24 protein-coding genes and 1 tRNA gene are annotated in these 25,712 nt (G+C 68.9%); 13 read left to right on the top strand and 12 right to left on the bottom strand.

The annotated features are described in order from the left end of the window. Positions 1–39 precede the first annotated feature (39 nt). On the top strand, positions 40–801 hold the full coding sequence (locus IEZ15_RS23045) for a MerR family transcriptional regulator (protein WP_189279225.1): 762 nt from the start codon (positions 40–42) through the stop codon (positions 799–801). Between the two features lie 117 nt (positions 802–918). Here IEZ15_RS23045 and IEZ15_RS23040 read toward each other — a convergent pair whose 3' ends face one another. After that, a complete protein-coding gene (locus IEZ15_RS23040; protein ID WP_189279167.1) occupies positions 919–1,440 on the bottom strand; it encodes a hypothetical protein in 522 nt (173 codons plus the stop codon). Positions 1,441–1,789: 349 nt separating this feature from the next. On the opposite strand from IEZ15_RS23040, the gene IEZ15_RS23035 reads away from it, so the two are divergent. The 3 genes from IEZ15_RS23035 to IEZ15_RS23025 are packed head-to-tail and all read left to right on the top strand — an operon-like array spanning position 1,790 to position 4,909. Further along, positions 1,790–2,224 (top strand): hypothetical protein, encoded by a 435-nt coding sequence (locus IEZ15_RS23035; RefSeq protein ID WP_189279166.1) that lies wholly within the window; start codon positions 1,790–1,792, stop codon positions 2,222–2,224. A 16-nt stretch (positions 2,225–2,240) separates the two neighbouring features. Then, positions 2,241–4,328 (top strand): hypothetical protein, encoded by a 2,088-nt coding sequence (locus tag IEZ15_RS23030; RefSeq protein ID WP_189279165.1) that lies wholly within the window; start codon positions 2,241–2,243, stop codon positions 4,326–4,328. Further along, the gene (locus IEZ15_RS23025) at positions 4,325–4,909 is read left to right on the top strand and encodes a hypothetical protein (protein WP_189279164.1); all 585 of its coding nucleotides are present in this window, start codon (positions 4,325–4,327) and stop codon (positions 4,907–4,909) included. Before IEZ15_RS23030 ends, IEZ15_RS23025 begins: the two co-directional genes overlap by 4 nt. Before the next feature lie 57 nt (positions 4,910–4,966). Here IEZ15_RS23025 and IEZ15_RS23020 read toward each other — a convergent pair. Then, a tRNA-Cys gene (locus tag IEZ15_RS23020) sits at positions 4,967–5,041 on the bottom strand. 186 nt (positions 5,042–5,227) lie between these two features. On the opposite strand from IEZ15_RS23020, the gene IEZ15_RS23015 reads away from it, so the two are divergent. From IEZ15_RS23015 to IEZ15_RS23000, 4 genes are all read left to right on the top strand, one after another. After that, on the top strand, positions 5,228–6,733 hold the full coding sequence (locus tag IEZ15_RS23015; protein ID WP_189279163.1) for an MFS transporter: 1,506 nt from the start codon (positions 5,228–5,230) through the stop codon (positions 6,731–6,733). Positions 6,734–6,765: 32 nt separating this feature from the next. Beyond that, a complete protein-coding gene (locus IEZ15_RS23010) occupies positions 6,766–6,963 on the top strand; it encodes an Arc family DNA-binding protein (protein ID WP_114249050.1) in 198 nt (65 codons plus the stop codon). Further along, positions 6,963–7,331, top strand: coding sequence for a type II toxin-antitoxin system death-on-curing family toxin (locus IEZ15_RS23005; protein WP_114244769.1), 369 nt, complete (start codon positions 6,963–6,965; stop codon positions 7,329–7,331). The genes IEZ15_RS23010 and IEZ15_RS23005 overlap by 1 nt, the downstream gene beginning before the upstream one ends. A 164-nt stretch (positions 7,332–7,495) precedes the next feature. After that, positions 7,496–9,277, top strand: coding sequence for a DEAD/DEAH box helicase (locus IEZ15_RS23000; RefSeq protein WP_114244768.1), 1,782 nt, complete (start codon positions 7,496–7,498; stop codon positions 9,275–9,277). 112 nt (positions 9,278–9,389) lie between these two features. Here the strand turns inward: IEZ15_RS23000 and IEZ15_RS22995 are convergent, their stop codons facing one another. Beyond that, a complete protein-coding gene (locus tag IEZ15_RS22995) occupies positions 9,390–9,959 on the bottom strand; it encodes a hypothetical protein (protein ID WP_229846052.1) in 570 nt (189 codons plus the stop codon). A 287-nt stretch (positions 9,960–10,246) separates the two neighbouring features. Between IEZ15_RS22995 and IEZ15_RS22990 the strand changes: the two genes are divergently transcribed. From IEZ15_RS22990 to IEZ15_RS22975, 4 genes are all read left to right on the top strand, one after another. Next, positions 10,247–11,887 carry a WxL domain-containing protein gene (locus IEZ15_RS22990; RefSeq protein ID WP_229846051.1) on the top strand — a complete coding sequence of 547 codons (1,641 nt, stop codon included), beginning with the start codon at positions 10,247–10,249 and terminating at the stop codon, positions 11,885–11,887. A gap of 173 nt (positions 11,888–12,060) precedes the next feature. Further along, entirely contained in the window at positions 12,061–14,031 is a 1,971-nt protein-coding gene (locus tag IEZ15_RS22985; protein ID WP_189279161.1) for a hypothetical protein, read from the top strand. Between the two features lie 338 nt (positions 14,032–14,369). After that, positions 14,370–15,011, top strand: coding sequence for an IclR family transcriptional regulator (locus tag IEZ15_RS22980; RefSeq protein ID WP_114244765.1), 642 nt, complete (start codon positions 14,370–14,372; stop codon positions 15,009–15,011). Positions 15,012–15,151: 140 nt separating this feature from the next. Continuing rightward, the gene (locus IEZ15_RS22975; RefSeq protein ID WP_114244764.1) at positions 15,152–15,946 is read left to right on the top strand and encodes a S16 family serine protease; all 795 of its coding nucleotides are present in this window, start codon (positions 15,152–15,154) and stop codon (positions 15,944–15,946) included. On the opposite strand, the gene IEZ15_RS22970 is transcribed toward IEZ15_RS22975, so the two are convergent. The 8 genes from IEZ15_RS22970 to IEZ15_RS22935 form a co-directional block, all read right to left on the bottom strand. Further along, positions 15,876–17,258: an MFS transporter gene (locus IEZ15_RS22970; protein ID WP_189279160.1), complete on the bottom strand. Its 1,383-nt coding sequence runs from the start codon at positions 17,256–17,258 to the stop codon at positions 15,876–15,878. The genes IEZ15_RS22975 and IEZ15_RS22970 overlap by 71 nt on opposite strands. Next, on the bottom strand, positions 17,255–17,452 hold the full coding sequence (locus tag IEZ15_RS22965) for a hypothetical protein (RefSeq protein WP_189279159.1): 198 nt from the start codon (positions 17,450–17,452) through the stop codon (positions 17,255–17,257). Before IEZ15_RS22965 ends, IEZ15_RS22970 begins: the two co-directional genes overlap by 4 nt. Before the next feature lie 30 nt (positions 17,453–17,482). Next, positions 17,483–18,094, bottom strand: coding sequence for a winged helix-turn-helix domain-containing protein (locus tag IEZ15_RS22960; protein ID WP_114244761.1), 612 nt, complete (start codon positions 18,092–18,094; stop codon positions 17,483–17,485). A gap of 109 nt (positions 18,095–18,203) precedes the next feature. Then, on the bottom strand, positions 18,204–19,184 hold the full coding sequence (locus IEZ15_RS22955) for a glycine betaine ABC transporter substrate-binding protein (RefSeq protein ID WP_189279158.1): 981 nt from the start codon (positions 19,182–19,184) through the stop codon (positions 18,204–18,206). Between the two features lies 1 nt (position 19,185). Further along, entirely contained in the window at positions 19,186–19,980 is a 795-nt protein-coding gene (locus tag IEZ15_RS22950) for an ABC transporter permease (RefSeq protein WP_229846062.1), read from the bottom strand. A gap of 101 nt (positions 19,981–20,081) precedes the next feature. Continuing rightward, a complete protein-coding gene (locus IEZ15_RS22945) occupies positions 20,082–21,365 on the bottom strand; it encodes an ABC transporter ATP-binding protein (protein WP_373302601.1) in 1,284 nt (427 codons plus the stop codon). Next, a complete protein-coding gene (locus tag IEZ15_RS22940) occupies positions 21,358–22,005 on the bottom strand; it encodes an ABC transporter permease (protein WP_114244758.1) in 648 nt (215 codons plus the stop codon). Before IEZ15_RS22940 ends, IEZ15_RS22945 begins: the two co-directional genes overlap by 8 nt. A 15-nt stretch (positions 22,006–22,020) precedes the next feature. Beyond that, entirely contained in the window at positions 22,021–22,494 is a 474-nt protein-coding gene (locus tag IEZ15_RS22935) for an Lrp/AsnC family transcriptional regulator (protein WP_114244757.1), read from the bottom strand. Between the two features lie 132 nt (positions 22,495–22,626). Here IEZ15_RS22935 and hppD point away from each other — a divergent pair, with 132 nt between their 5' ends. After that, a complete protein-coding gene (gene hppD, locus IEZ15_RS22930) occupies positions 22,627–23,772 on the top strand; it encodes a 4-hydroxyphenylpyruvate dioxygenase (RefSeq protein ID WP_114244756.1) in 1,146 nt (381 codons plus the stop codon). A 172-nt stretch (positions 23,773–23,944) separates the two neighbouring features. Here hppD and IEZ15_RS22925 read toward each other — a convergent pair whose 3' ends face one another. After that, positions 23,945–25,693, bottom strand: coding sequence for a tetratricopeptide repeat protein (locus IEZ15_RS22925; RefSeq protein ID WP_189279156.1), 1,749 nt, complete (start codon positions 25,691–25,693; stop codon positions 23,945–23,947). Between the last annotated feature and the right edge of the window lie 19 nt (positions 25,694–25,712).

The following is a 25,712-nucleotide window of genomic DNA, read 5'->3' as shown; positions in this document are numbered from 1 at the left end:
GTGGCCGGAGAGACCGGCCTGGCGATGGGAGGCACGGCAATGGCCTGGTCGATCGCGGATGTGGCCCGGATGTCCGGGGTGACGTCCCGGACGCTGCGGCATTACGACGAGATCGGTCTGCTGCCGCCTGCGTGGATCGGAAGTAATGGGCACCGCAACTACGAAGAGGCCGATCTGCTGCGGCTGCAGCAGATCCTGCTGATGCGGGAGTTGGACCTGGGGCTGCGCGAGATCCAGGCGGTTCTGGACAGTCAGGCCGACCAGGTGGCCGTGCTGCGCGAGCACCACCGGCGGCTGCTCAGGGAGCATGACCGACTGGAGACGCTCGTCCGCACGGTTGAGCGGACCATCGCCGAACTGGAGGAAGGCAAGGACAACAACGACATGGAAAAGATCAACAGGCCGGAGAACCTGTTCGAGGGATTCGAGCACTCCCCTGCTGAGGCCGAGGTGCGCGAGCGATGGCCGAAGGCGTGGGAGGAGTCCCGACAGGCCATCGAGACGATGACCGCCGAGGACCAGGAGCAGTGGCAGCGTGAGGTGACGGCGCAGATGATCCGTTTTGCGGAGTTCATGGTGACCGGCACCCCGGTTGTCGATCCTGCGGTGCAGGTCGAAGTGGGCGCCCACCACCAGGGCATCTGCCGGTTCTGGACCCCGAACGCGGTTGCGTACAAGGGACTGGGCCGGACCTACGTTGACGACCCGCAGATCCGCGCGAACTACGACAAGATCGCCGACGGGCTGGCCGTCTACCTGCGCGACGCGATGGTCGTCTACGCCGATGCCCGGCTGAGCTGACCGACGGCTCACACTGCCGGGGGGCTGCAGACCCCCGGTGACAAGCCACTCTCCGCCGTGCTCAGAACACCCGACCCACCGGCCACGATCGAGGTGGCACCTCGGCTGCTCCTGCTCCTACTGCTCCTCCTCGTCGTACTCGTCGGAGTCGCCCAGCAGGTCGGAGAGGTGTTGGGCGATGGGGTTGCCCAGCTCGTCTTCGGTGGAGAACAGTCCGTGCACGGCGCCCATCGGATAGATGGCCTCCTCCGTGTCTTCTCCGGGTACCCCCACGCAGGGGTCGTCGACGACCCCTGACGGATCCGCCTCCCCGAACAGGGACGGCAGTTCGGCGCCCTTCACGGCGTACGGCTCGAACTTCCACACCGCCCCCTGGGCGCGGCAGACCACTTCCCCGATGTACCAGCATGCCCCTTGAAGAAATGCGTCGCGTCGCGCTGCGAGGCTCTCCGCGTAGCTGTTGCACCGGCTGCGGATGAGGTCTTCCAGCGCATCCAGGGACTGGGGGGAGAAGTCCCATGTCTCGGAGGTGCCGGTGACCTCGGCCCATTGCTCGAAGCTCTGGGCGCGTTCGGTCAGCCACGCCGGCAGGTCGGGGTGGGCCTGCGGGGCGACGCCGGGGTCCGCGCGATCAGCCATGACACCCACTGTAGAGAGCCTCTCGGACAGTGGACGCGAACTGTCCGCCCTGCCACACCAGTTGGCGCACCGCTCCGCGGCAACCCGAACCCAGGGCGGCCGCGGAAGAGAAGCCCGTGGTGGCGACGGGTCTCTGTGTCGGTGTTGTGTCGGCGGAACTCGCACGTCGTTCCGTGCACGGGGGAACTGGGCGGACTTCGAGTTCAAGGGCTCCATGTCCAATGGGCCGGTAAGTCACCCCGCCCCTGCCCCCTGCTCCCGCGGGCGGATTCGAGTGGATAGCGTGGGTGCTTGACGAATGCGGAGCTGAGGCTTCGGCGGTGCTCGGGATGTGGATACGGGGAAATTCATGACGTTCGACGCGGAATGGGCGGCACTTCGGACGGAATCGGCGCAACGGGTCGATATGCGACTCAATAGTGCCAGTGGTGGCGGTGGAGGGCAGGGTGGGCCTGCTGCCCCGGACCTGGCGGTCAATCGGGACGACCTCGGTGCAATCGGACATGATGCTTACGACTTGCGTACGCGACTGTCCAAGGACGGGGACCAGGCCCGGCCTTCGACGTTCGATGCGGCGATCGCGCTCACCAATGGCAGCTTCGAGAGCGGATCGGCAGTTCTGAAGGTCCACGACCGGTGGAACACGCACCTGCATACCCTGATCGACGCCTGTTCACAGATCTCGAACCATCTCAACTACACGAAATCCGCCCACGCGAAGGACGATGTGCAGATCGGTGGCGATCTGATCTCCGTGTCCAAGCTCAACGACTATCTCAAGTAATTCACGGGGAACGGACATGCTGAAGTTCGAGGACATCGTCGATGCACCTGTCACCGCACTCAAGACAGCGGCAGACGCATGGTCGGACATGGTCACCCAGCTGGATCGGCTGGCAGGGGATGCCTTTGACGGCATGAAGGCCAAGGCCGACAAGGCCGAGTGGGAAGGCGTCAATGCAGGGGTGACAAAGGCGTTCATCGGTAAGACCGCGAAAGAGTTCAAGGACGCTGCTGCCGAGGCCAAGGGCGTCAAGGTCATTCTTGAGGACGCGCATACGGCTATCAAGCAGGCCAAGGACGACCTTGTGCGCATCCGCGACGACGAGGCCCCGGGGGCCGGCATCCATGTCGATGCCAAAGGGAAGGTGACGGCACGGCATCCACTGGAGGATGACGCCGGTGCCCGCCATGACCCGGACTACCCGGAAGCACTGCGGAAGCAGCGGTCCGCTGTCGAAGCCTGGCAGAAGAAGATCGACCAGATCGTCGACAAGTGCAGGGAAACCGACGAATCCTTCAAGCGGGCCCTCGAAGCCAACGTCACGGACCGCCCCGACTTCAACGCGCCCGAGTACGAGAACCTGGGTGAGGAGCAGAAGGACGCGGCGGAGGCGATCAAGTCGGCCGAGGACGTGGCGCGTCTCGTCAAGCAGAAGGGGGACGACATGTCCCCCGAGGAGTTCGACAGGTTCAACCAGGCGCTGGCACGGTACAAGGACAACCCGCTCTTCCAGGAGAAGTTCGCCACCACGCTCGGTGCGCGCGGAACGCTCGACTTCTGGGCGGATCTGGCCGACGTCAGTGACGGGGGAGATCTGATGCGGTCCCGCCGTGGCGACATGGCGGAGATGCAGAAGAACTTCAGCCTGGTCCTTGCGGGGGCGACGCAGTCCGACAGCCCCGCGATGCAGACCTGGGAACGCGACATGGTGAAGCTCGGGGACGAGCAGATCCAGACCCGGGGCTCCCGCGTCTACGGTTTCCAGATCATGAGCAATTTCATGCGGGTCGGGGACTACGACGACAAGTTCCTCAACGACTACGGAAATGCGCTGGTGGCCACCGAGAAGAAGATGAAGCTGCCGTCCCACTACTGGAACGACGGGATGGGTGGACCGGGCAAACTCAATTTCATGGGCGAGGAATTCGGACGGGATCCGATGACGGGCTTCATGAAGGCGCTGTCCAACAGCCCCGACGCGGCAACGGACTTCTTCAACACGACGGAACCCAACGACAACGCCCAGTATCTACTCTCGGGCAAGCGTGATGTGTTCGACGACACCCCGCTGAACCACGGCGACTCGAACCAGGCGAATGATGCCACGGGCAAGGCCCTGCTCGCTGCGGCCACCGGAATGAATCCGAACGACCCCGATGCCCCGCTGGCGGCGCATGGTCCGCAACACCGGGAAGTACTGGAGCGGTCACTCAAGTACATCGCGGAGGCGGGGGACGACTTCCCGTCCGAGATGCGCGACGACATGGCCATCGTGCTGGGCAATCACTCGGATGAAGTGCACTACTCCGCGAGTGCGCTGGCCGACGACCCGAATGATCCGAAGCTCCTGGACCGCCACGACCTGATCGCGGTCGCCAAGCAGGTGTCGCGTGATCAGAATGCGTACGGAATCCTCAACGAGGCGCTGAACAAGGAGATGGTCCAGGACATCAACAACGATCACCCCAAGGACCCCAGAGAGACGCTGCTGCGAGCCGGTCACACCACCGGCTTCCTGGAGGAGGCGCGTTATCAGGCGCTGAAGACCGACAAGGAGGACCCCTCCTGGAACGCGAAGTGGCTGTACCACGGCTTCGGCGGTGCGGCGAACTTCATTCCGGTGGCCGGCGATGCTGTCCAGCGCGGCGTGGACGCTCTCGCCTATCGCTGGCAGCTGGAGGAGCAGGACCGTATCGACGGCGAGATCCAGGAGACCAACTCGAAGACGTTCGGGCAGCGTGAGCAGCAGCTCGCGGAGCTCGCCCGTCAGTGGGAGGCCAAGAACCCGGACAGCGGCCGCAGCGTGTACACCGCGACGGACGACATCAACGGTGCGGCCTTCGACGGCAACGACCGGGCCAAGGGTCTTTTGGGGGACCAGTGAACATTGCGACAGGCAGTCGTCGTACACGACTCTTCACCCGCCATGCGGCCGCTGCCGGCCTGTGCGCCGCGCTGCTGGCCGTGTCGGCCTGTAGCAGTGGTGACGACGGCGGGGGGCGTGGCTACTCCGTGCCGGACCGGCTCTGCGGTGTCGACGTCGGCGGGGAGACGCTGGAACCGCTGCTGCCGGACGGAGAGAAGCTCGCGGAGCGGGATTCCGGGGTTGCCCCCGGCAGTCTCCGTTGCGCGCTCACCGTCGACGAGCGCCCCGCGTTGTCCGTCGTCGGGGACGTACTGAACACGGACGCCGACCCCTTCGCCGACGCGGACTGGTACCTGAGACTGGGGAAGGATGCCGCGCCGAAGGACGGTGCGCAGTACCGGGGCACCCGCATCATGGACCGCTTCGCGTTCACCGTGAAGGAGTGCGCCTATCAGGGTTCCGCGCGGAAATACGCTGTCCTTGTCGAACTCGGCGAATCCAAGCCGGTGCCCGAGGACGTCGCCGACCGTCGCAAAGCGCTGAAGGAATTCATCAACGGTTTCGTACCGTCCGTGCTCAAGGCCCAGGGCTGTTCCTGAAAAACGCCGACGCCCGCCCGGCGCGACAGATGACGCGTGCTGGGCGGGCGTACTGCGTGGAGGCCGTGACCGGATTCGAACCGGTGTAACTCGAGTTGCAGTCGAGCCCCTGAACCACTCGGGCACACGGCCGTGTGTTCCTCGTCGTGGTTCGACCGTAGGGCCGGGTGTCCGCGCTGCTCAAGGGTGCGGGGCGGGCCGCAATGCGACTGCCATACCGCGTTCACGATCGGCGCTCCGGACCTACGACCAACGGACGAGCGGCGGACCGACTCGCGACAGGGGCCACATAAGATCTTGCCCCTTACTCTTGGGCTCATGAGTGCCCTGGAACCACGAGACGCCGGAACCGATACCGATAGCAGTACCGGCACCGGCACCGGCACCGGCACCGGCATAGAAGCGGCGATTCCGGTCCCGCCCGTCGAATCCGGAGGGGTGCTCGGGCGTACCTACCGGGCGCTCAGTGTCGGCATCGTCTCCGTCGTGTTCCTGATCGCCTTCGAGGCGACGGCCGTGGGGACCGCGATGCCGGTCGCCGCCCGTGAGCTGCACGGCATCCCGCTCTACGCGTTCGCGTTCTCCGCGTACTTCACCACCAGCCTGTTCGCCATGGTCCTCTCCGGGCAGTGGGCGGACCGGCGAGGGCCGCTGGGGCCGCTGGCCACCGGGATCAGTGCGTTCGGGGTGGGGCTGCTGCTGTCGGGTACGGCGGGCAGCATGTGGATGTTCATCGCCGGGCGGGCCGTCCAGGGGCTCGGCGGCGGGCTGGTGATCGTGGCGTTGTACGTGGTGATCAGCCGGGCCTACCCGGAGCATCTGCGGCCGTCGATCATGGCCGCGTTCGCCGCGAGCTGGGTGATTCCGTCCGTCGTCGGGCCGCTCGCCGCCGGGAGTGTGACCGAGCACCTGGGGTGGCGGTGGGTCTTCATCGGCATCCCCGTACTGGTGGTGTTCCCGCTGGCGCTCGCGCTGCCCGCGATCCGGCGCCGGGCGTCGGGGCCGGCCGACCCCGCGGCGCCCGTCGAGCCGTACGACCGGCGCCGCATCCTCCTTGCGCTCGGCATCTCGCTGGGGGCGGGGCTGCTCCAGTACGCCGGGCAGGAGCGGAACTGGTTTGCGCTGCTTCCGGCCGTCGTCGGGTTCGGGCTGCTCGTCCCGGCGGTGCGCGGGCTGCTGCCCCCGGGCACGGGTCGGGCGGCGCGTGGGCTGCCCTCGGTGGTGCTGCTGCGCGGGGTGGCGGCCGGGTCGTTCGTCGCCGCCGAGTCGTTCGTACCGCTGATGCTGGTGACCCAGCGCGGCCTGAGCCCGACGATGGCCGGACTCTCGCTCGCGGCGGGGGGTGCGACCTGGGCGCTCGGTTCGTATGTGCAGTCCCGGCCGCGACTCGAGCCGTACCGGGAACGTCTGATGGTGGGTGGCATGGTGCTGGTCGCCGCGGCGATAGCGGCCGCGCCGTCCGTGCTGATCGACTGGGTGCCGGTCTGGACCGTGGCCGTGGCGTGGGCCTTCGGGTGCTTCGGCATGGGCATGGTGATCGCATCGACGAGCGTGCTGCTGCTGAAGCTGTCGGCGCCGGAGGAAGCGGGGGCGAACTCGGCCGCCCTCCAGATCTCCGACGGGCTGTCGAACGTCCTGCTGCTGGCCGCGGGCGGAGCGGCCTTCGCCGCGCTCGGCGGAGGTGCGGTGGGGGCCGTGCACGAAGCGGCGGAGGCGGGGGCCTCCGGGGCGCATCCGGGGGCGTTCGCGGCGGTCTTCCTGCCGATGGCGGGGGTGGCGCTGGTGGGGGCGTGGGTGGCGGCGCGGGTGCGGACAAAGCCTTAGTGCCGCGTGGTACCACGCGGTACCATCCGTACATGGCTGGTCTGAATCTGCGGTTCACCGAAGAAGAGCTGGACGCACTGCGTGCACGCGCCGAGTCGGAGGGGCGGAGCATGCAGTCGTTCGCCCACGACGCGGTGATCACCGCCATAAACGAACACTCGCGCCTCTTCAACGAGGCCGCGGACCACGTGCTGAAGGTGAGTGAGGAGCTCAACCGGAGGCTCGCCTGATGAAGTACCTGACACTTCCCGAGCTGCTCAACCTCGCCGAGCGCCTCGGGGCCGCCGAGGTGCGCGACTACGGGCTGCTCGATTCGGCGCTTGCCCGCCCGCAGGCGAGCGTGTTCGGCCAGGACGCCTATCCGGACGTGTGGCAGAAGGCCGCGGCGCTCATGGAGTCCCTGGCGCGCAATCATGCGCTCGTCGACGGAAACAAGCGCATTGCCTGGTATGCCACCTGGGTCTTCCTGCACATCAACGGGCATCGCCTGAGCGCGGACTTCGATGTCGACGAGGCCGAGAAGTTCGTGCTGGACGTGTGCCAGGGGGCCCTCGACATGCCCAGGATCGCGGAACGGCTCCCCGGGTTCGCCGCGTAACGCTGCTCTGTGAAGAGGGTCTCAGCGGCGCCGAACCACCGCTCGTTCATACGGGGTTCCGCCGGGCCCCCCGGTAGGGTGGCCCGGTTGTCGTATCGCGTGCGAGTCCGTCCCGGCCCGTACGGACAGCGCCCCACGTACCCGAGAGCCCCGAACCGGAGACCGTGACTACTACCGCCTCCCACCACCTCTCACCCGCCTTTCCCGGCCGCGCCCCCTGGGGCACGGCCGGCAAGCTGCGAGCCTGGCAGCAGGGCGCCATGGAGAAGTACATCCAGGAGCAGCCGCGTGACTTTCTCGCGGTCGCCACCCCCGGCGCGGGGAAGACCACCTTCGCGCTGACCCTCGCGTCATGGCTGCTGCACCACCACGTGGTGCAGCAGGTCACCGTTGTCGCGCCGACCGAGCACCTGAAGAAGCAGTGGGCCGAGGCAGCGGCCCGGATAGGGATCAAGCTCGACCCCGAGTACAGCGCAGGCCCGCTGAGCAAGGAGTACGACGGCGTCGCGGTCACCTACGCGGGTGTCGGCGTCCGGCCGATGCTGCACCGCAACCGGTGCGAGCAGCGCAAGACCCTCGTGATCCTCGACGAGATCCACCACGCCGGTGACTCGAAGTCCTGGGGCGAGGCCTGCCAGGAGGCGTTCGACCCGGCCACCCGTCGCCTCGCGCTCACCGGTACGCCGTTCCGGTCCGACACCAACCCGATCCCGTTCGTCGTGTACGAGGAGGGGAACGACGGTATCCGGCGCTCCTCGGCCGACTACACCTACGGCTACGGCAACGCGCTCGCCGACGGCGTCGTCCGGCCCGTGATCTTCCTCAGTTACAGCGGCAACATGCGCTGGCGCACCAAGGCCGGTGACGAGATCGCCGCCCGGCTCGGCGAGCCGATGACCAAGGACGCCATCGGGCAGGCCTGGCGTACCGCACTGTCGCCCACCGGGGACTGGATCCCCAATGTGCTGAGCGCCGCCGACAAGCGGCTGACCGAGGTGCGCAAGGGCATTCCGGATGCCGGTGGGCTCGTCATCGCCACCGATCAGGAGTCGGCGCGCGAGTACGCCAAGATCCTCAAGAGGGTCACGGGCGAGAAAGCCACCGTGGTCCTCTCCGACGAGAAGGCCGCGTCGAAGAAGATCGACCGGTTCAGCGAGGACGAATCGCGCTGGATGGTCGCGGTCCGCATGGTGTCGGAGGGCGTCGACGTGCCGCGCCTCGCCGTGGGCGTGTACGCCACCACCATCTCCACGCCGCTCTTCTTCGCGCAGGCCGTCGGCCGTTTTGTGCGTTCGCGCAGGCGCGGCGAGACCGCTTCCGTCTTCGTACCGACCATCCCGATGCTCCTCGACTTCGCCAACGAGATGGAGGTCGAGCGGGACCACGTCCTCGACAAGCCCAAGAAGGGCAGCGACGAGGAGAATCCGTTCGCGGAGGAGGACAAGCTCCTCGCCGACGCCGAGAAGCTGGAGGACGAGGAGACCGAGGAGCAGCTGCCCTTCGAGGCCCTCGAATCCGACGCGGTCTTCGACCGGGTGCTGTACGACGGTGCCGAATTCGGCATGCAGGCACACCCCGGGAGCGAGGAGGAGCAGGACTACCTGGGGATTCCGGGGCTCCTGGAACCCGATCAGGTGCAGTTGCTGCTCCAGAAGCGGCAGACCCGGCAGATCGCGCACAGCCGCCAGAAGCCGGCCGCGGATGCCGATCTGCTGGAGAAGCCGGCCGAGGCGCGGCCGGTGGTCACGCACAAGCAGCTGCTGGGGCTGCGCAAGCAGCTCAACACGATGGTGTCGGCGTACACGCATCAGAGCGGCAAGCCGCACGGTGTGATCCACACCGAGCTGCGACGGGTGTGCGGCGGGCCGCCGAGTGCGGAGGCCACGGCCGGGCAGATCCAGCAGCGGATCCAGAAGGTGCAGGAGTGGGCCACCCGTATGACGTGAGGTGGCTCTCGTGGAGTGCCGGCCCGGAGCGGGGACAGCGGTCCTCGCTCCGGGCCGGCGTCGTTCGTGCGGATCGGGTGCGGCTGCCGAACGAACGACTGTCGACGAACGGCTACCAGACGAACGGTGCGGACTGGTTGACCGTGGCCACACACGGAACCGTGGCCGACGTCGGGGACGAGGCCACGATCTGCAGTGACCAGTTGGTGGCGCTCGGCGGACCGGACAGCACCACGGAATTCGTGGTGTCACCCGCCGCCAGGGTGCCGGAGGTGAGCTTCAGCGGCCCCAGGGTGATCGGGTTGGGGCTGGTCATGCCGGGGTTGGTCTTCCCGGAGAACTGCACCTGACTGGTGACGCCGCCCGAGGTCTTGGTGAGCTTGAGCGTCGTCGTGATGCTGTTCGGGTCGGCACTGGTACCGGTCGGCATGGTGATCGCGCTGGAGTTGATCTTGATGGTCTTGGATGTGCCCGAGTCGGCGGCGGTCAGGGTGGCGAGACCGCTGCCCCAGGTTCCGCAGTTGTACGTGGCCGTCGCGGTGAGCGGGGTCACCGCCTGGGCCGTCGGTGCCAGGGCGAGGGCGCCGGCCACGGAACAGGCCGCGGCCAGCACGAGCGGGACGCGGACGCGTCTTCGGTTCGACGGCCGTACTCTCGACGGCCGTACAGAAGTGATCGACATGACGGGAGGGACTCCTTCCGGTTGAATTCCGCGGATTCGAAGAAATCGCCGTATGCGATCTTCTTGCGGATCCGCGTGCCGGGCCCGGCATGTCGGATGCAGTGAAACTGTGATCTTCGGAGATGTCAAGAGATGTCAACAGGTGCGTGGAAAGTGCTTGTAGAAATGCTTTTCGGGCATTTCAGATAACGATCAATCTCCGGATAAGGATCAGTCAATTCTCTCTTGACTTCTCTGCACGCGACCTCCTCAATGTGCGCAATCAATGGGCCATGGAGGGGTGTCTGGTGATCCGACGACGAAGACCCGGCGTGACCGGTCTGCTCGCTGCCTGCTTCGTACTGTCCCTGAGCTGCGTCGGGGCCACTGCCCAGGCCGCGCCACCGGCCGGGCAGCAGACAGCCGGTACGGTCACCCCGACCGTCCACTGCACCCTGCCCGCCGGTCAGGGCGAGGCGGCCGGGCCGCAGCAGATGACCGTCGAGCTGTCGCCCGCGGTCGTCGCCCCGGGCGGCAAGGTGCACGCGAAGGTCACGCTCGGCCCGTCCCCCGCGACCAGCGCTCTCGCGCTGGAGGACGTGCCGACCATCCCCAGCCTCGACCTCGCCATGTCCGGCGGGGCCACCGGAACCGTCACCGTGCGGGGCGCCGAGTTCACGATGGACATCCCGGCCAAGACGCCCATCGAACTCCCGCCGTACGAGGGTGACTTCCTGGTCCCGGCGGATGCCTCCGGCGACATCTCGTTCGCCCCGGTCCGTACGCTGACGCAGACCAAGGTGCTCGGCTCGGTCTTCGAGACGCCCTGCGACGTGGTCGACGGGGGCGGCAGCGTCGGCACCGTCATGGTGGAGGGCACCGGCTCCGAGCCCGCCACCCTGACCGCACCCGCCGATCCCGTACGCCCCAACACCCCTGTGACGCTGGGTGGTTCGGGCTGGACGCCGGGCGGCGCACCCGTGCCTTCGCTCTGTGCGGTGGGTGGTGGCGGCTGTGATCCGCTGAAGTTCAAGGGCCACACCCTCACCATCGACAGTTACGGAACGCTGCACGGTACGGCCACCCTCGCGGAGGCCGGGGCGGTGCCGGACGGCGCGTACGAGGTGAAGGTCAACGACGGTACGAAGGAAGCCACCGCTCCCCTCACCGTCAAGGCCGTCGCGGCCGGCGAGCGGGAGATCTCGCTCTCGCGGAGCAGCGGACCGGTCGGCAGCGTGATCACGGTCAGCGGCAGGAACTACAACCCGGACCGCTGGATCAATGTCATCGGCCTCGATGCGACGGGCACCGGGCTCGACGACAGCGCGGTCTACGTCAAGAGCGGATCGGACGGCACCTTCGCCGTCGAGTTCACCGTGATCTCCGATGCCGTCGTCGCCGTCCAGGCCGACGAGGGCAACGACCCGGCCACCGTACGGACCGCCCCGTTCACCGTCTCCACGGGCGGCGGAGGAGGCGGCGGCACCGCCGACCAGAAGCTGAACACCTCGGTCAGGGCCGGGACACTGTCCATGGTCCAGGACGGTGACACCGTCGACTTCGGTACGACGGTCCTGGGCACCGGCAGCGGTGTGCAGCGCTCCCGGCTCAACCGGGTCGAGGTGGAGGACGCCCGCGGCGTCAACAGCGGCTGGTCCCTGACCGCCACCCTCACCGGCTTCACCAGCGCCGACGGGGGCACCATCCCGGCGAGCGCCGTCCGGTGGACACCCAAGTGCACGGCGCAGAACGGGAGTGTGGGGGTGCCGGTGGCCGGGTCGCCCGCCGCGCTCGGGAGCGAGGCGGCGAGCCTCTGCCGGATGAATCCGGACGGGTCCCGTCCGTTCACCGGCGGCCAATTCGACGCCGACGCCGATCTCACCCTGAAGGTTCCCGGATTCACCCGGCCCGGAGATTACAGCGCCACCCTGACACTCACTCTTCTCTGAGAACCGTCGGGGGAAAGACCCGGAGACGCCCGCCTGCTCCGTATCGCAATGGAGCAGGCGGGCGTCGCCATTTCGAATTCGGAGAATTCCCGTAGCCATGGAGGAGCCGCATGTTCGTACGGCCGAGATCGAGAAGACCGGACGGATCGAGAAGACCGGAAAGGCCGGGTGCGGTGTTACGCCGTGCCGTCGCCCTCACGGCCGGGGCCGTGCTCGTCTGGACCGGCGGGGCCGTCGCACTCGCCCCCGTCGCCCACGCCGGCACGGTCACCCCGACCGTCCACTGCTCCCTGCCCGCCGGCCAGGGCGAGGCCACCGGGCCGCAGCAGATGAGTGTCGACCTCTCGCCGGCCGTCGTCGACCCGGGCGGCAAGGTCCACGCCAAGGTCACCCTCGGCCCGTCGCCCGCCACCAGCGGACTCAGCCTGAGCGATGTGCCCACCACCCCCAGCATCGACTTCGCCATGTCGGGCGGCGCGACCGGCACGGTCACCGTCACCGGACCCCAGATCAACCTCGACATCCCGTCCGGGAAGCCGATCGAGATCCCGCCGTACGAAGGGGACTTCATCATCCCCGCCAGTGCGAAGGGGCCGATCTCCTTCACCCCGGTACGCAATCTGACGCGTACGAAGGTGCTCGGTTCCACGTACGAGACCCCGTGCGACGTGATCAGCGGCGGCGGCTCCATCGGCACCGTCACCGCCGAGGGCACCGCGGGCCTGCCCGCCACTCTGACCGCGCCCACCACCGCCGTCCGGCCGTCCACCGCGGTCGCCCTGACAGGCAGCCTGTGGACCGCCGGCGCCACCCCCGTGCCCTCTCTGTGCGCGGCGGACGGCGGTGGCTGCGACACCGGAAAGTTCGTCTCCGGCACCCTCGCGATCAGCAGCTCGGGGGAGCTGACCGGAAGTGCGGTGCTCGCCGCCGCCGGCGCCGTGGCCGACGGCTCGTACCTGGTGAAGGTCGGCGACGGTACGAAGGAGGCGACCGCACCTCTGACCGTCAAGGCGTACGTCCCCGGCGGCCCGCGGACCATCGCGCTCTCCCGCCCCGGCGCCCCGCTGGGCAGCGTCATCAAGGTCACCGGCAGCAACTACTTCCAGGACCGGTGGATCAACACCGTCGCCCTGGACGCGAGCGGGACGACGCTCGACGACACCGCCGTCTATGTGAAGAGCACCGCCGACGGCACGTTCAGCGCAGACTTCACCGTCTCCGACCCGGCCATCGCCGCGATCCAGGTCGACGAGGGCAACGACCCGGCCACCGTACTGACCACCCCGTTCGCCGTGACCGACGCCTCCGCGACGCTCTCGGCAGGTGCGGCAAAGGTCAAACCCGGCGGAACGATCACCCTCTCCGGCGGTGACTGGCCGACCGGGACCACGCCCGCCGCCGCGCTCTGCGCCGCGGACGGCAGCGCCTGCGACAGCGCACGGATCAGCGGCTCCACCCTCCGGATCAACGCCGACGGAACGCTCGCCGGCACGGTCACCGTCGCCGGATCCACCCCGCGCGCCGTGTACGCGCTCCAGGTCACCGCGGGAGGAGCGCAGGCCCTCACCCCGCTGACCGTCGCCCCGACCTTTGTCGTCCTCACCCCGTCGGCCGGGCCGAAGGGCACCGCCGTCACCGTCCTCGGGCAGGGGTTCGCGAAGGTCGCCACCGTATCCATCGTCGGGCTGCGGGCCGACGGGTCGCAGACGTCCGACCCGGTGAGGACGAAGGTGGTCGGGCTGGACGGGGCGTTCTCGCAGACCTTCACGGTCAACGCCACCGACACCGTCGCGATCCGGGTCCGGGAGGTCCTCGTCAACCCGCGCACCGAGACGGCGGCGTTCACCGTCCAGGACGGGACCGTCCCCGCCGGACCGTCCTTCGCGCTCTCGCCGTCCGAGGGGCCCCTCGGCACGGTGGTCCAGGTGACCGGCCGGGGCTTCGCCCCCGTCGCCACGGTCTCGGTGACCGGCCGCACCGCGGACGGGAAGCAGACCTCGGACTCGTACGTCACCCGGGTCATCGGACTAGACGGCACCTTCGCCCTCAACTTCACCGTCCGCGACCCGGCGACGAGGGCGATCAGAGCCTGCGAGGTGCTCGTGAACGGAAAAATTGTTCAACAGTCGTTCACGTTGAGCTAACGACCGTTCACGTCCGGTATGCGGAGCGTCGCCGAGGCGTCGGTCGACCTGGACGCGCGTAGACGTCCAGGCTTCGGCCGACGCCGCGCTGACCGGCGCTTATGGTTCTTCACCGCAACTCCACTTCCGCTGACGCCCGGATTCTGGACGAGGTCTTCCGCTGAGCGGACTGGCTCGCTACTGTCCCAAAAAAATGCACGCCCCGTGGCAACGCCGCCGCGGAGCGCAGCCGGTTGCCTTGGCCAGGCCGGCGGCCTCTCCGTGCGTCGCCGCTGGGACCGGTGGCACACATTCCGTGGGAACCAGCCGCCGCCGCTCACCAAAGAGGAGAGGGCGTCGTGACCGCGGAGACTTCCCAGACTCTCGACCGGGGACTACGGGTCCTCAAACTGCTCGCCGACACCGACCACGGCCTGACCGTCACCGAGTTGTCCAACAAACTCGGCGTCAACCGAACCGTGGTCTACCGTCTGCTGGCCACCCTGGAACAACACGCCCTGGTACGCCGCGATCTGGGCGGCCGGGCCAGGGTCGGCCTCGGCGTGCTGCGCCTGGGCCGCCAGGTGCATCCGCTCGTACGGGAAGCCGCACTGCCCGCACTGCGGTCCCTCGCCGAGGACATCGGGGCCACCGCCCATCTCACGCTGGTCGACGGCAGCGACGCGCTGGCGGTCGCGGTCGTCGAGCCGACCTGGACCGACTACCACGTGGCCTACCGGGCCGGCTTCCGTCACCCGCTGGACCGGGGTGCCGCGGGCCGGGCGATCCTCGCCGCCCGCCAGAAGCCGGTGGGTGAGACCGCCTTCACCCTCACCCACGGCGAACTGGAAGCCGGGGCGAGCGGGGCGGCGGCCGCGCTGATGGGGGTGACGGGGGTCGAGGGGAGCGTGGGCGTGGTGATGCTCGCCGACGCCGTACCCGAACGCGTCGGCCCCCGAGTCGTGGACGCGGCCCGCGAGGTGGCGGACGCGCTCCGCTAGCCAATTCAAGCCCGTCGGGCGATCGAGGACGAAGCGGCCGACCGGACGACCCGGCCCCTCGCGGGAGCGCGGGCAGCCGGGCGGGCCGGGTCGCCCCACCACCCGGCCCGTACCAGCGCCCCGGCGGTTAGATTGGGCGGGTGCTCACTCGTCTCTCGCGCCCCCGCACCCGCACCCTCGCCCTGTGCGCCGTGCCCGTCCTCGCCCTGTTCGGCGTGGCTGCCTTCGCACCGCTGCCGTTCACGCTGGCACAGCCCGGCACGACCGCGAACGTGCTCGGGGACGATCACGGCACTCCCGTGATCAGTATCAAGGGCGCGCCCACCCGCCCCACCGAGGGCGAGCTGCGGATGACGACGATCGTCGCGACCGGGCCCACCGTCGATGTCGGCATCGGTGATGTGGTCGACAGCTGGTTCCGTACGGACCGGGCGGTTCTGCCCCGCAACTCCGTCTACCCGACCGGCGGCTCCGAGAAGGAGATCGAGAAGCACAACCTCGAGGACATGAGGAAGTCGCAGAACTCCGCCGTCGACGCGGCCCTGAACTACCTCGACAAGCCCAAGAACTCGGTCGACGTCACCCTGCACCTCGCCGATGTCGGAGGCCCCAGCGCGGGCCTGTTCTTCGCGCTCGGCATCGTCGACAAGCTCGACGGCGACGGCTCCGGCGGCGATCTCACCGGTGGCCGCACCATTGCGGGCACCGGAACGATCCAGGCGAACGGCACAGTCGGCGCGGTCGGCGGAGTGTCGCTCAAGACTCAGGCCGCGCACCGCGACGGCGCGACCGTCTTCCTCGTCCCGAAGGCCGAGTGCAGGGAGGCGGGTGCCGAGCTCCCCAAGGGGCTCCGGCTGATCCCGGTCACGACTCTGAAGAGCGCGGTGTCCTCGCTCCAGGCGCTGGAGCAGGGGCGCGAGGTCCCGAGCTGCTGACCTCGGCGGCCGGTGACGGTACGGAGGCCTCCGACGCGGCGCCCCCGGCCCCGGACTCGGACCCGGACCCGGACCCGGCCACGTCCATCGTGCGCCACACCGGGAACACCAACGGGCTCAGCGTCGCCAGCAGGTACACCGTGCCCATCGCCAGCAGTGCCCCTCTCGCCCCTGCGCTCTCCACCAGCAGGCCGGCCGCGAGACCGCCCACCGGCATGGCCAGTTCGCCGCCCGCCGTGAGGACCCCGGAGACCCGGCTGCGCAGCTCGTCGGGCACGCTCCCGTAGATCACCGTCGTGAGGATCGGGTTCAGCACCCCGCCCGCGATGCCGCTCAGCGCCATGGTCACGGCGAGCGGCAGCGTCGTCCCGGTCAGCGCCGCGACCGCATACCTGGGCGCGCCGCACAGCACCACACACACCGTGAAGACGGACCGCCGCGAGAAGCGGTGCCCGAACGCCCCGTACAGCAGTGCCCCGGTCAGCCCGCCCGCGCCGAACAGTGCGGTGAGCAGTCCGATGTCCCTGGCCCCGCCCAGCTCGGCGGAGGCGTGCACCGGTAGCAGGACGGCGTTCCAGCCCTGATCGGTGCCGTTCATGAAGAGGACCATCACCACGACGGCCAGCAGCAGCCGGTTGCTCAGCAAGTAGGCGTATCCCTCGCGCAGTTCGGCGCGGTACGCCCGCAGCGAGACGGGCGCCGCGGCCTTGCGGGGCTCGGCCGCGGGTACCCCCCGCACCCCGGCCGCGATCAGCAGCGCGGACGTCAGGAACGTCGCGGCATCCAGCAGCAGTACGGTCTCCGCGCCGACCAGCGCGATCAGTACGCCGGCCAGCGCCGCCCCGACCATCCGGGCGCCGCGCGAGACGGCGTCGAAGAGGCTGGCGGCGCGGGCGAGGGTGGTGCCGGCGTGCTCGGCGAGATCCGGTACGAGGACGTAGCGGGCTGTGTTGCCCGGGGTGTGCAGGAGTCCGCTGAGCGCCATCAGCGCGCACAGCATCCAGAACGCCAGGGCGTCCGCGTAGTGCAGCACCGGGATGGCGGCCACGGCCGCGCCGCACACCAGGTCGGAGGCGACGGAGACCCGGCGGCGCCCGATCCGGTCGATGACGGGTCCGCCGATCAGCGCGGAGACGACGATCGGCAGAGTCGCGCAGAAGGCGACGACGCCGGCCCGTCCCGCGCTGCCCGTGGTCTCCAGGACGAACCACGGGACACCGATGAGGGTGAGTGAAGTACCGGCCGTGGATATGGAGTTGGCGGAGAGAACGGCGATGAGCGGGGTGCGGTTCCGGTCCCCCCGGCCGTTCATGCCGTACTGGGTGCGACAAAGGCGCGGCCGGGGTGGCGGGGCAGGATGCGCAGCCCCAGCTCGATGAGACCCCAGCCCAGTCGGGTGCGCAGCCCGGTGTGCGAGGCGGCCGGTGCGAGACCGAACTCCGTTGCGTGCCCCCGCAATTCGGCGGAGCGCAGGCTGTGCAGCAGCAGATGGGTGTCGCAGTGCATGACGGTGTCCTTCCGGTCGGGAGGGGCTGGTTACTCCGCGGGGCGCGGGAAGAGGTGCACATGGCTGCGGACGTTGGCCGATCCCTCGGTGCCCTCCGGTACCCGGCCCCGGTAGCTCTCGATGAGTTCGTGGATCTTCCCGATCAGCTCCTCGGAGAGATCCGGGGTGAGGCGCACCTGGAAATCGCTGATGTCCCAGCCTTCCTGGCGCCATGCGTCGGGCCATTCGCGCATGGTGCCGATCCAGGTGTTCAGCTCCTGGGAGTGTGTGGTGGCGATCTCGTGGAGTACGACGTCGACCGCACCGCGCACCTCGGGATCCGGGTGGCTCAGGAATCTGCTGCTGTCGAAGACGGTGCCCCGGTGTGCGGCCCGCCACCAGCGCTCGCGGCCCTTGCCGCGTTCCGGGTCGTCCTCGACGAAGCCGTACGCCGCCAGCTGCCTGAGGTGGTAGCTGGTGGCGCCGCTGGACTCGCCCAGCCGGTCGGCGAGACCGGAGGCGGTGGCGGGGCCGTACTCCCGCAGGGCGGCCAGCAGGCGCAGCCGCAGGGGGTGGGCCAGCCCGCGCAGGGTGCGGGCATCGACTTTGTGGACGTTCTCGGCTTCGGCGGGGGGCTCGGTGCCGTCCTCTGTTGCGGGCATGGGTAAACCGTAGAGTTGCAAAGTTCTCTTTGCAACAGGTTCTTTGCAACGGAATCTTTGTGAGTGAGGGGCGGTGCCCGGGGGAGGGCCGCGGCGCAGGCTTCCCGGCTCACCCCTTCTTGATGAACCCCTCTTGGATCAGCCAGTCCTTCGCCACCTCGTGCGGGTCCTGCCCGTCCACGTCCACCTTCGCGTTGAGCACCTGGGCGACCTCCGTCGTCAGCTTCCTGCTGACCGGGTCGAGCAGCCCCGCGATCTGCGGGTACTTCTCGAAGGTCTTGGTGTGGATGACGGGCGCCGCGTTGTAGTTGGGGAAGAAGTGCTTGTCGTCCACGAGCACATCGAGGTCCATGGCCTTGATCCGGCCGTCCGTCGTGAACACCTCTCCCAGCAGGCAGGAGTTGGACTTCGAGACCTGGGTGTAGATGATCCCGGCGTCCATCTTCTTGATGTTGGCGGCCGGGAGCGACATCCCGTACGCCTTCTCCATGCCCGGCAGCCCGTCGTCGCGCGAGGCGAACTCGTTCTCCACGCAGATCGTCACCGCCGACGGATCCATCTTCGCCAGTGCGGCGACATCGGAGAGCGTCCTCAGGTGGTACTCCGCGTTGTTCTTCCTGCTGATGGCGAGCGCGTAGGTGTTGTTGAGGGTGGACGGCGTCAGCCAGGTCACGCCGTTCTTCCGGTCCTCGTCGCGGACCGCCTTCCATTGCTGCAACGGGTCGGCGATCGGCTTCGCATGGCCGAGATAGGTGATCCAGCCGGTGCCCGTGTACTCGTACATCGCATCCGCGCCACCCTTGACGATCGCCTCGCGCGCACTGATCGAACCGGGCAGGTCCGTCCGGTCCAGGACCTCCGCACCGGCGGCCTTGAAGACCAGGCCGATCATCTGGCCGAGGATGATGTTCTCGCTGAAGTTCTTCGAGGTGACGGTCAACGAGGCACCGTCCAGCGGCTTCCCCTGACCCACGGAGCCGGGCACCACGTCGTCCACCATCGGCGAGCCGCTCTTCAGACCGCACCCGGAGAGCGTCAGTGCCAGGACGACCGCCCCCAGGAGTCCGGCACGCACCTGCCGCGGGCCCATCTCACCCCACCTCCAGTCCGCGCGGCGTCAATGCCACCTCGACCAGCGAGGCCAGCCAGTCCACCAGCAGCGCCAGCACCACCGTCAGTACGGAACCGAGTACCAGCACCGGCATCCGCTGGGTCTGGATGCCCGAGGTGATCAGGTCCCCGAGGCCGCCGCCACCGACGAAGGTGGCCAGGGTCGCCGTACCGACGTTGAGCACCAGCGCCGTCCGTACACCGGCCAGGATCAGCGGGACGGCGAGCGGCAGTTCGACCTTGGCGAGCGTCCCCATCGCCGACATGCCGATGCCGCGCGAGGCCTCGACCAGGCTCGGTTCGATCGCCTTGAGACCGGCCACGGTGTTGGAGAACACCGGCAGCACCGCGTAGATCACCATGCCGATGATCGCCGTCGACGGGCCGATGCCCAGCCAGATGACCAGGAGCGCCAGCAGACCGATCGCGGGGGTCGCCTGCCCGATGTTGGCGACGGCCGTGACCACCGGGGCGCCCTTGCGCAGCCGGCGCCGGGTCAGTGCGATCCCCAGCGGGATGGAGATGATCAGAACCCAGAACGTCGAGATCGCGGTCAGTTTCACATGCTGCCACCAGCGCAGCCGCACATTGCCGCCGGTGAGCGCGTTCCTCGCGATCGAGTCGAGGTGGGTGTTGGTGATCCACAGATAGGTGATGGCCAGGACGATCGCGAGCGCGGCCGGCAGCAGTACCAGCTTGCGCCAGGTGATCCGGCGCCGCGGCCCCGCCGGTGGCGGTGGGGGTTCCTCCTCCTCGTCGCGGAAGGCATGGCCCATGACGTCGTGTTCGCCGGGCGGGCGGTCCTTGTCGGACGCGGGCGCCGGGCGCAGGGAGCGCGGAGTCCGCGCCGGTTCGGGATTCCGAGGGGAGTTGGGATTCATGCGCCCGCACCGCCCTCCAGCTCCTGTTCGGTCTGGTGGGCGCGCATTTCCTCCAGGTCGTGCTGGTGCTCGATGGCGGCGAGCCGGTCGGCCTCCAGCAGTTCCTGGACGGAGTTCATCAGGGTGTGCATGTCGACGACCCCGATGAACTCGCCGCGCCGCCCGGTCACCGCGGCCCGTCCGCCGCTGTCGGTCAGCACCGCCTCCAGGGCGTCGTGCAGCGTCGCGTCCCGCGTCACCGTGTCATGGACCAGCTGTCCGGCACGCGCCAGCGAACCCCGCGCCCGCATCAGGTCGCCGCGCCGCAGCCACTTGTACGGGCGGTTCCTGCGGTCCAGCATCAGGAGCTCGTTGTGCGGGCCGCCGCGCAGCTTGTTGAAGATCGACTGGAGCGGGTCGTCGACCGTAACCGTCGGGAACTGGACCATCTCCACATCCCGTACGCGGGTGAGGTTGAGCCGCTTCAGCGCGGCCCCGGCACCGACGAAACCCGAGACGAAGTCGTCCGTCGGGTTGGTGAGGATCGCCTCCGGGGTGTCGAACTGCGCGATGTGTGAACGCTCCCGCAGTACCGCGATCCGGTCACCCAGCTTGATCGCCTCGTCGAAGTCGTGGGTGACGAAGACGATCGTCTTGTGCAGCTCGTGCTGGAGCCGGATCAGTTCGTCCTGCAGGTGGTCGCGGGTGATCGGGTCGACCGCGCCGAACGGCTCGTCCATCAGCAGCACCGGTGGATCGGCCGCCAGGGCCCGCGCCACGCCCACCCGCTGCTGCTGTCCGCCGGAGAGCGCACGCGGGTAGCGCCCGTGGAACTCCCGGGGGTCGAGGCCGACCAGATCGAGCATCTCCTCGACCCGGTCCTTCACCTTCGACTTCGACCAGCCGGCCATCCTCGGTACGAGGGCGATGTTCTCGGCGACCGTCATGTGCGGGAAGAGCCCGGACGACTGGATCGCGTAACCGATCTTGCGGCGCAGCTTCACCGGGTCGATGTCGGTGACGTCCTCGTCGTTGATCCTGATCCGCCCGGACGTCGGCTCGATCAGCCGGTTGATCATCTTCAGGGTGGTGGACTTCCCGCAGCCGGACGGGCCGACGAAGACCACCGTTTCACCGGCCTTGATGTCCATCGTGACGTTGTCCACCGCCGGGCTCGGATTGCCCGGATAGCGCTTGGTCAGATTGTCCAGATGGATGGTGGCGCCGGAAGTGGTCTTCGTCGTTTCGGCGCTGTCGGCGGTATCGGGGCCGGCGTTTCCGGCGCCGGAGGTCTCAGACACGGATCCCCCTGGGAATGGTGAGCCGCCCGAGCAGTACGTACGCGGCGTCGAAGAGCAGGGCGAGGATGACGATGCCGAGCGTGCCTGCGAGCACCTGATTGAGCGCGTTGGCGCTGCCCAGCGAGGCGATGCCGCGGAAGATCTCATTGCCCAGGCCGGGGCCCGACGCATAGGCGGCGATGGCGGCGATGCCCATCAGCATCTGTGTGGAGACCCTGATGCCGGTGAGGATCGGCGGCCAGGCGAGCGGCAGCTCCACCCGGCACAGCCGGGCCGGCCGCGACATTCCGATGCCCTTCGCCGCGTCGACGAGCGACGGATCGACGCCACGCAGGCCCACGATCGAGTTACGGACGATGGGCAGCAGCCCGTACAGCGTCAGAGTGATCACCGTGGGCGCGACCCCGAGCCCGACCAGCGGGATGAGCAGACCGATCGCGGCGAGGGAGGGGATGGTGAGGATCGTCGCCGTCGACGTGATGGCCAGCGCCCCCGCCCATCCGCTGCGATAGGTGACGACCCCGATCAGGACACCCAGCACGGTGGCGATGACCATGCACTGGAATACGGCACTGACGTGCTGATACGCGTCGGTGAGCAGCTGTTGATGCCGGTCGCCCAGGTACTCCCAGAAGCTCACACGCCACTCCTCGGCTCAGTCGTTGTCCCCTGCGGCCTGCTCGACGAGCGGGATGATGCGCAGCGGAACCGGGTTCTCCATGACGATGGCCGTGGAGGCCCGGACGATGCCATCAAAACCGACAACCCGGTCGATCACCCGTTGAAGATCGGCGTTGGAACGCGCGACGAGACGGCAGAGCATGTCTCCGTGCCCGGTGGTGGTGTGCAGCTCCAGCACTTCCGGGACACCGGCCAAGTGGGCCCGTACATCGGCGCCTTGGCCCTGCTTGATCTCCAGCGTCGCGAACGCGGTGACGGGGTAGCCGAGCGCCGCCGGATCGACGGTCGGGCCGAATCCGCGGATGACTCCATTCGACTGAAGCCGGTCCAGGCGCGCCTGTACCGTCCCGCGCGCCACGCCGAGCCGGCGCGACGCCTCCAGGACGCCGATACGGGGCTCGCGGGCCAGCAGCACGATGAGCCGCCCGTCCAGGGGATCGATCGCCATGGTGCGTCTCCGGGGTCGCTGTGATGGTCATCATGTACAGATAGCCCGGCCATCATCCCCATCGGCTGTGCAGATTGCCCAGCGGATTCGCGAACTGTTGCGCACCTTGCGAAGCGGCGAGAGCCTTCGAGTATGACTGAGACTCTGCACACCACCCCCGACACAGCCCGGCAGGCCGACCCCTTCCCGGTCAAGGGAATGGACGCGGTCGTCTTCGCCGTCGGCAATGCCAAACAGGCCGCCCACTACTACTCGACGGCCTTCGGCATGAAGCTGGTCGCCTACTCCGGGCCGGAGAACGGCAGCCGCGAGACGGCGAGTTACGTCCTGACCAATGGCTCAGCCCGTTTCGTCTTCACCTCCGTCATCAAGGCGTCCACCGACCACGGCCGCTTCCTCGCCGACCATGTCGCCGAGCACGGCGACGGCGTCGTCGACCTGGCCATCGAGGTCCCGGACGCCCGAGCGGCCTATGCGTACGCGGTCGAGCACGGCGCCCTCGGGCTCGCCGAACCGCACGAGGCCAAGGACGAGTACGGCACGGTCGTGCTGGCCGCCATCGCCACGTACGGCAAGACCCGCCACACCCTCGTCGAGCGCACCGGCTACGACGGCCCGTACCTGCCCGGCTACGTCGCCGCCGCCCCCATCGTCGAGCCGCCGGCCAAGCGGACCTTCCAGGCCATCGACCACTGCGTCGGCAACGTGGAACTCGGCCGGATGAACGAGTGGGTCGGCTTCTACAACAAGGTCATGGGCTTCACCAACATGAAGGAGTTCGTGGGCGACGACATCGCCACCGAGTACTCCGCCCTCATGTCGAAGGTCGTCGCCGACGGCACCCTGAAGGTGAAGTTTCCGATCAACGAACCGGCGATCGCCAAGAAGAAGTCCCAGATCGACGAGTACCTGGAGTTCTACGGCGGCGCGGGCGTCCAGCACATCGCGCTCGCCACGAACGACATCGTCGCCTCGGTGCGCGCGATGCGGGCGGCCGGCGTCCAGTTCCTGGACACCCCCGACTCGTACTACGACACCCTCGGCGAGTGGGCGGGCGAGACCCGCGTCCCCGTGGAGACCCTGCGCGAGCTGAAGATCCTCGTCGACCGCGACGAGGACGGCTACCTGCTGCAGATCTTCACCAAGCCCGTCCAGGACCGCCCGACCGTCTTCTTCGAGATGATTGAGCGCCATGGCTCGATGGGCTTCGGCAAGGGCAACTTCAAGGCCCTGTTCGAGGCGATCGAGCGCGAGCAGGAGAAGCGCGGCAACCTCTGAGCTCCCAGGGCGTGAAGGCGGGGCCTCCGGCGAACCCGGAGCCCCGCCTCATATGTTGCCCGTGCCCGGAGGGCGCGCTGTCGGGGCGGCGACCGCGACTCGGCGTCCTGCACGGTCACCTTCGCGGACCCGGCCGACGGCCCCGAGTACCACGCCGTCGGTACCCGCCTGGTCATCGCCGACGGACGCCCACTCTCTCCCCCGCGACCTCGCCGTCGACGGAAATCGCCGGACGGCCTGCGATGTGCGGGCCGTCCGGCGGCCGGACCGACGCGGGACCCGGGCGAAGTACCGGCTGCCCCGTCAGCGGGCTGCTCAACACATGCGAGGCCGGGGCCTTAGCGGGCGCCTGCCGCTGCGGCGCCGGTGCGACGGGCCGCGGCTCCGGCGCCGGATCGGGTGCCCGGGCGGGCTGCATGCCCTGCGGGACGTCAGCCGGAGGGCCGCCCAGGGAATCCAGGGCCTTCTGGGCCGCAGGGCCTTCCAGCGGCGAGAAGTGCGGGTTGATGAGCAGGGCCTCCGCCAGATTGCGGCGCGCCGGACCGTAGTCCTTCAACGCCTGCTGGATCGCGCCCAGGTGGGACATGTACGAGGCGTTCTGCCCATCCGTGTCGACCGCCCGCGTCGCGTACTGCAGCGCGGAGGACGAGTCGCCGGAGCGGTGCAGCGCCCAGCCCAGCGCGTCCGCCACCGCCGCGCTGCGGTGCGACCGGTCCCACTCCGCCTTCAGCAGCTTCACCGCCGCGGCCGGGTCCCCGTGATCGGTCTCGAAACGGCCGCGCAGAGCTGCGTTGTCCACGCCCTCGCCGTCGTCACGCGCGAGAGCCGTGCCGAGCTGCGCGTACTGGCTGCGGGCATCTTCGTCCCGGCCCAGCGACTCGTACAACTCGCCCAGCGCCAGCATGTATTCGGGCCGGGGGAGGTTGGCCAGCGCCGCCTTGTAGTCGCGCTCGGCCTCGTCCGTACGGCCGAGCGCCACCAGCGCCCTGGCCCGGCCCGCGAGCGACGGATGGGCACGGTCGGTCCGCAGCGCCGCGCTGTACTGCGCCACCGCCTTGTCGGGCTCGCCACGCTCCCAGGCCAGTTCGCCCAGCAGATACAGGCATTCCGCCTTCTGCGCCGGTGTGGTGGCCCGGTCCGCCGCGGCCTGCGCGTCGGCCTGCGCGTCCTCGCGCCGGCCGAGGTCCCGGTACCTCTGCGCCGTCCGGATGAGAGCCGGGGCGCCGGAGTGCAGCGCCGTGAACTTCTCCACCGCAGTGTTCGCGGACTCGTAGTCACCGAGGCCGTTGTACGCGTCGATCAGGGCCGGATACACGTTCCACTGTTTCGGCTGCCGTGCCCGTACCGTCTCACCCCACTTCTTCGCCGTGACGAAGTCGTGCCGGGCATTGGCGAGCGTCGCGAGCCCCACCCAGGCCGCCGTGTTCCCTTTCTCACCCGGCTGTACGTCCAGCGAACGCTTCAGCGCCTGTTCGGCCCGGCTGTAGTACGCCGCGTCCGCGGAACGCTGCCCCCACTCCACATAGGCCGTGCCGAGCAACGCCCACGACGGCGCGTCGGACGGATGCGTGCCCACCCACTGCTGCCGGTCCCCGATCAGCGCCGTCAGATCGGAGAGCGAGGCGGGGGAGCCCATGTCCCTGGCCTTCAGGGCCCGCGAAACCGGACCGGGCGCGGGCGGCGGCGCGGACTTCTTCTCGTCCTCCGGCACGGCCACCACCGCACCTGTCACCAGTACCGCACCCGCCACCGCACCCATGGCCGCCCTGCGCAGCGTCGTACGCAGCGAAAGGGGCGGCAGTTCGGACGGGGCCGGGCCGGGCGACGCCGGGTCCGGCGGTGCGGGGCCGGTTCCGGGAGGTTCAAGGGGAGGCTCGGTCGAATCGGGGGACTGCGGAGGCTGCTGCGGCGTGACATCCATGCCGATCACTCTGCGTCAG

This window comes from Streptomyces atratus (assembly GCF_014648655.1).
GTDB classification, from domain to species: domain Bacteria; phylum Actinomycetota; class Actinomycetes; order Streptomycetales; family Streptomycetaceae; genus Streptomyces; species Streptomyces atratus.
This window is presented reverse-complemented; position numbering and strand designations above follow the sequence as displayed.

What these genes read in the sequence shown, in the direction of transcription:
- IEZ15_RS22925 (WP_189279156.1), bottom strand. Translation starts at nt 25,693, where the DNA reads ATGGATGTCACGCCGCAGCAGCCTCCGCAGTCCCCCGATTCGACCGAG.
- IEZ15_RS23030 (WP_189279165.1), top strand. Translation starts at nt 2,241, where the DNA reads ATGCTGAAGTTCGAGGACATCGTCGATGCACCTGTCACCGCACTCAAG.
- IEZ15_RS22950 (WP_229846062.1), bottom strand. Translation starts at nt 19,980, where the DNA reads ATGGGCCATGCCTTCCGCGACGAGGAGGAGGAACCCCCACCGCCACCG.
- IEZ15_RS23015 (WP_189279163.1), top strand. Translation starts at nt 5,228, where the DNA reads ATGAGTGCCCTGGAACCACGAGACGCCGGAACCGATACCGATAGCAGT.
- IEZ15_RS22935 (WP_114244757.1), bottom strand. Translation starts at nt 22,494, where the DNA reads ATGGCGATCGATCCCCTGGACGGGCGGCTCATCGTGCTGCTGGCCCGC.
- IEZ15_RS22970 (WP_189279160.1), bottom strand. Translation starts at nt 17,258, where the DNA reads ATGAACGGCCGGGGGGACCGGAACCGCACCCCGCTCATCGCCGTTCTC.
- IEZ15_RS23035 (WP_189279166.1), top strand. Translation starts at nt 1,790, where the DNA reads ATGACGTTCGACGCGGAATGGGCGGCACTTCGGACGGAATCGGCGCAA.
- IEZ15_RS22960 (WP_114244761.1), bottom strand. Translation starts at nt 18,094, where the DNA reads ATGCCCGCAACAGAGGACGGCACCGAGCCCCCCGCCGAAGCCGAGAAC.
- IEZ15_RS23040 (WP_189279167.1), bottom strand. Translation starts at nt 1,440, where the DNA reads ATGGCTGATCGCGCGGACCCCGGCGTCGCCCCGCAGGCCCACCCCGAC.
- IEZ15_RS22995 (WP_229846052.1), bottom strand. Translation starts at nt 9,959, where the DNA reads ATGTCGATCACTTCTGTACGGCCGTCGAGAGTACGGCCGTCGAACCGA.
- IEZ15_RS22955 (WP_189279158.1), bottom strand. Translation starts at nt 19,184, where the DNA reads ATGGGCCCGCGGCAGGTGCGTGCCGGACTCCTGGGGGCGGTCGTCCTG.
- IEZ15_RS23010 (WP_114249050.1), top strand. Translation starts at nt 6,766, where the DNA reads ATGGCTGGTCTGAATCTGCGGTTCACCGAAGAAGAGCTGGACGCACTG.
- IEZ15_RS23005 (WP_114244769.1), top strand. Translation starts at nt 6,963, where the DNA reads ATGAAGTACCTGACACTTCCCGAGCTGCTCAACCTCGCCGAGCGCCTC.
- IEZ15_RS22965 (WP_189279159.1), bottom strand. Translation starts at nt 17,452, where the DNA reads ATGCACTGCGACACCCATCTGCTGCTGCACAGCCTGCGCTCCGCCGAA.
- hppD (WP_114244756.1), top strand. Translation starts at nt 22,627, where the DNA reads ATGACTGAGACTCTGCACACCACCCCCGACACAGCCCGGCAGGCCGAC.
- IEZ15_RS23045 (WP_189279225.1), top strand. Translation starts at nt 40, where the DNA reads ATGGCCTGGTCGATCGCGGATGTGGCCCGGATGTCCGGGGTGACGTCC.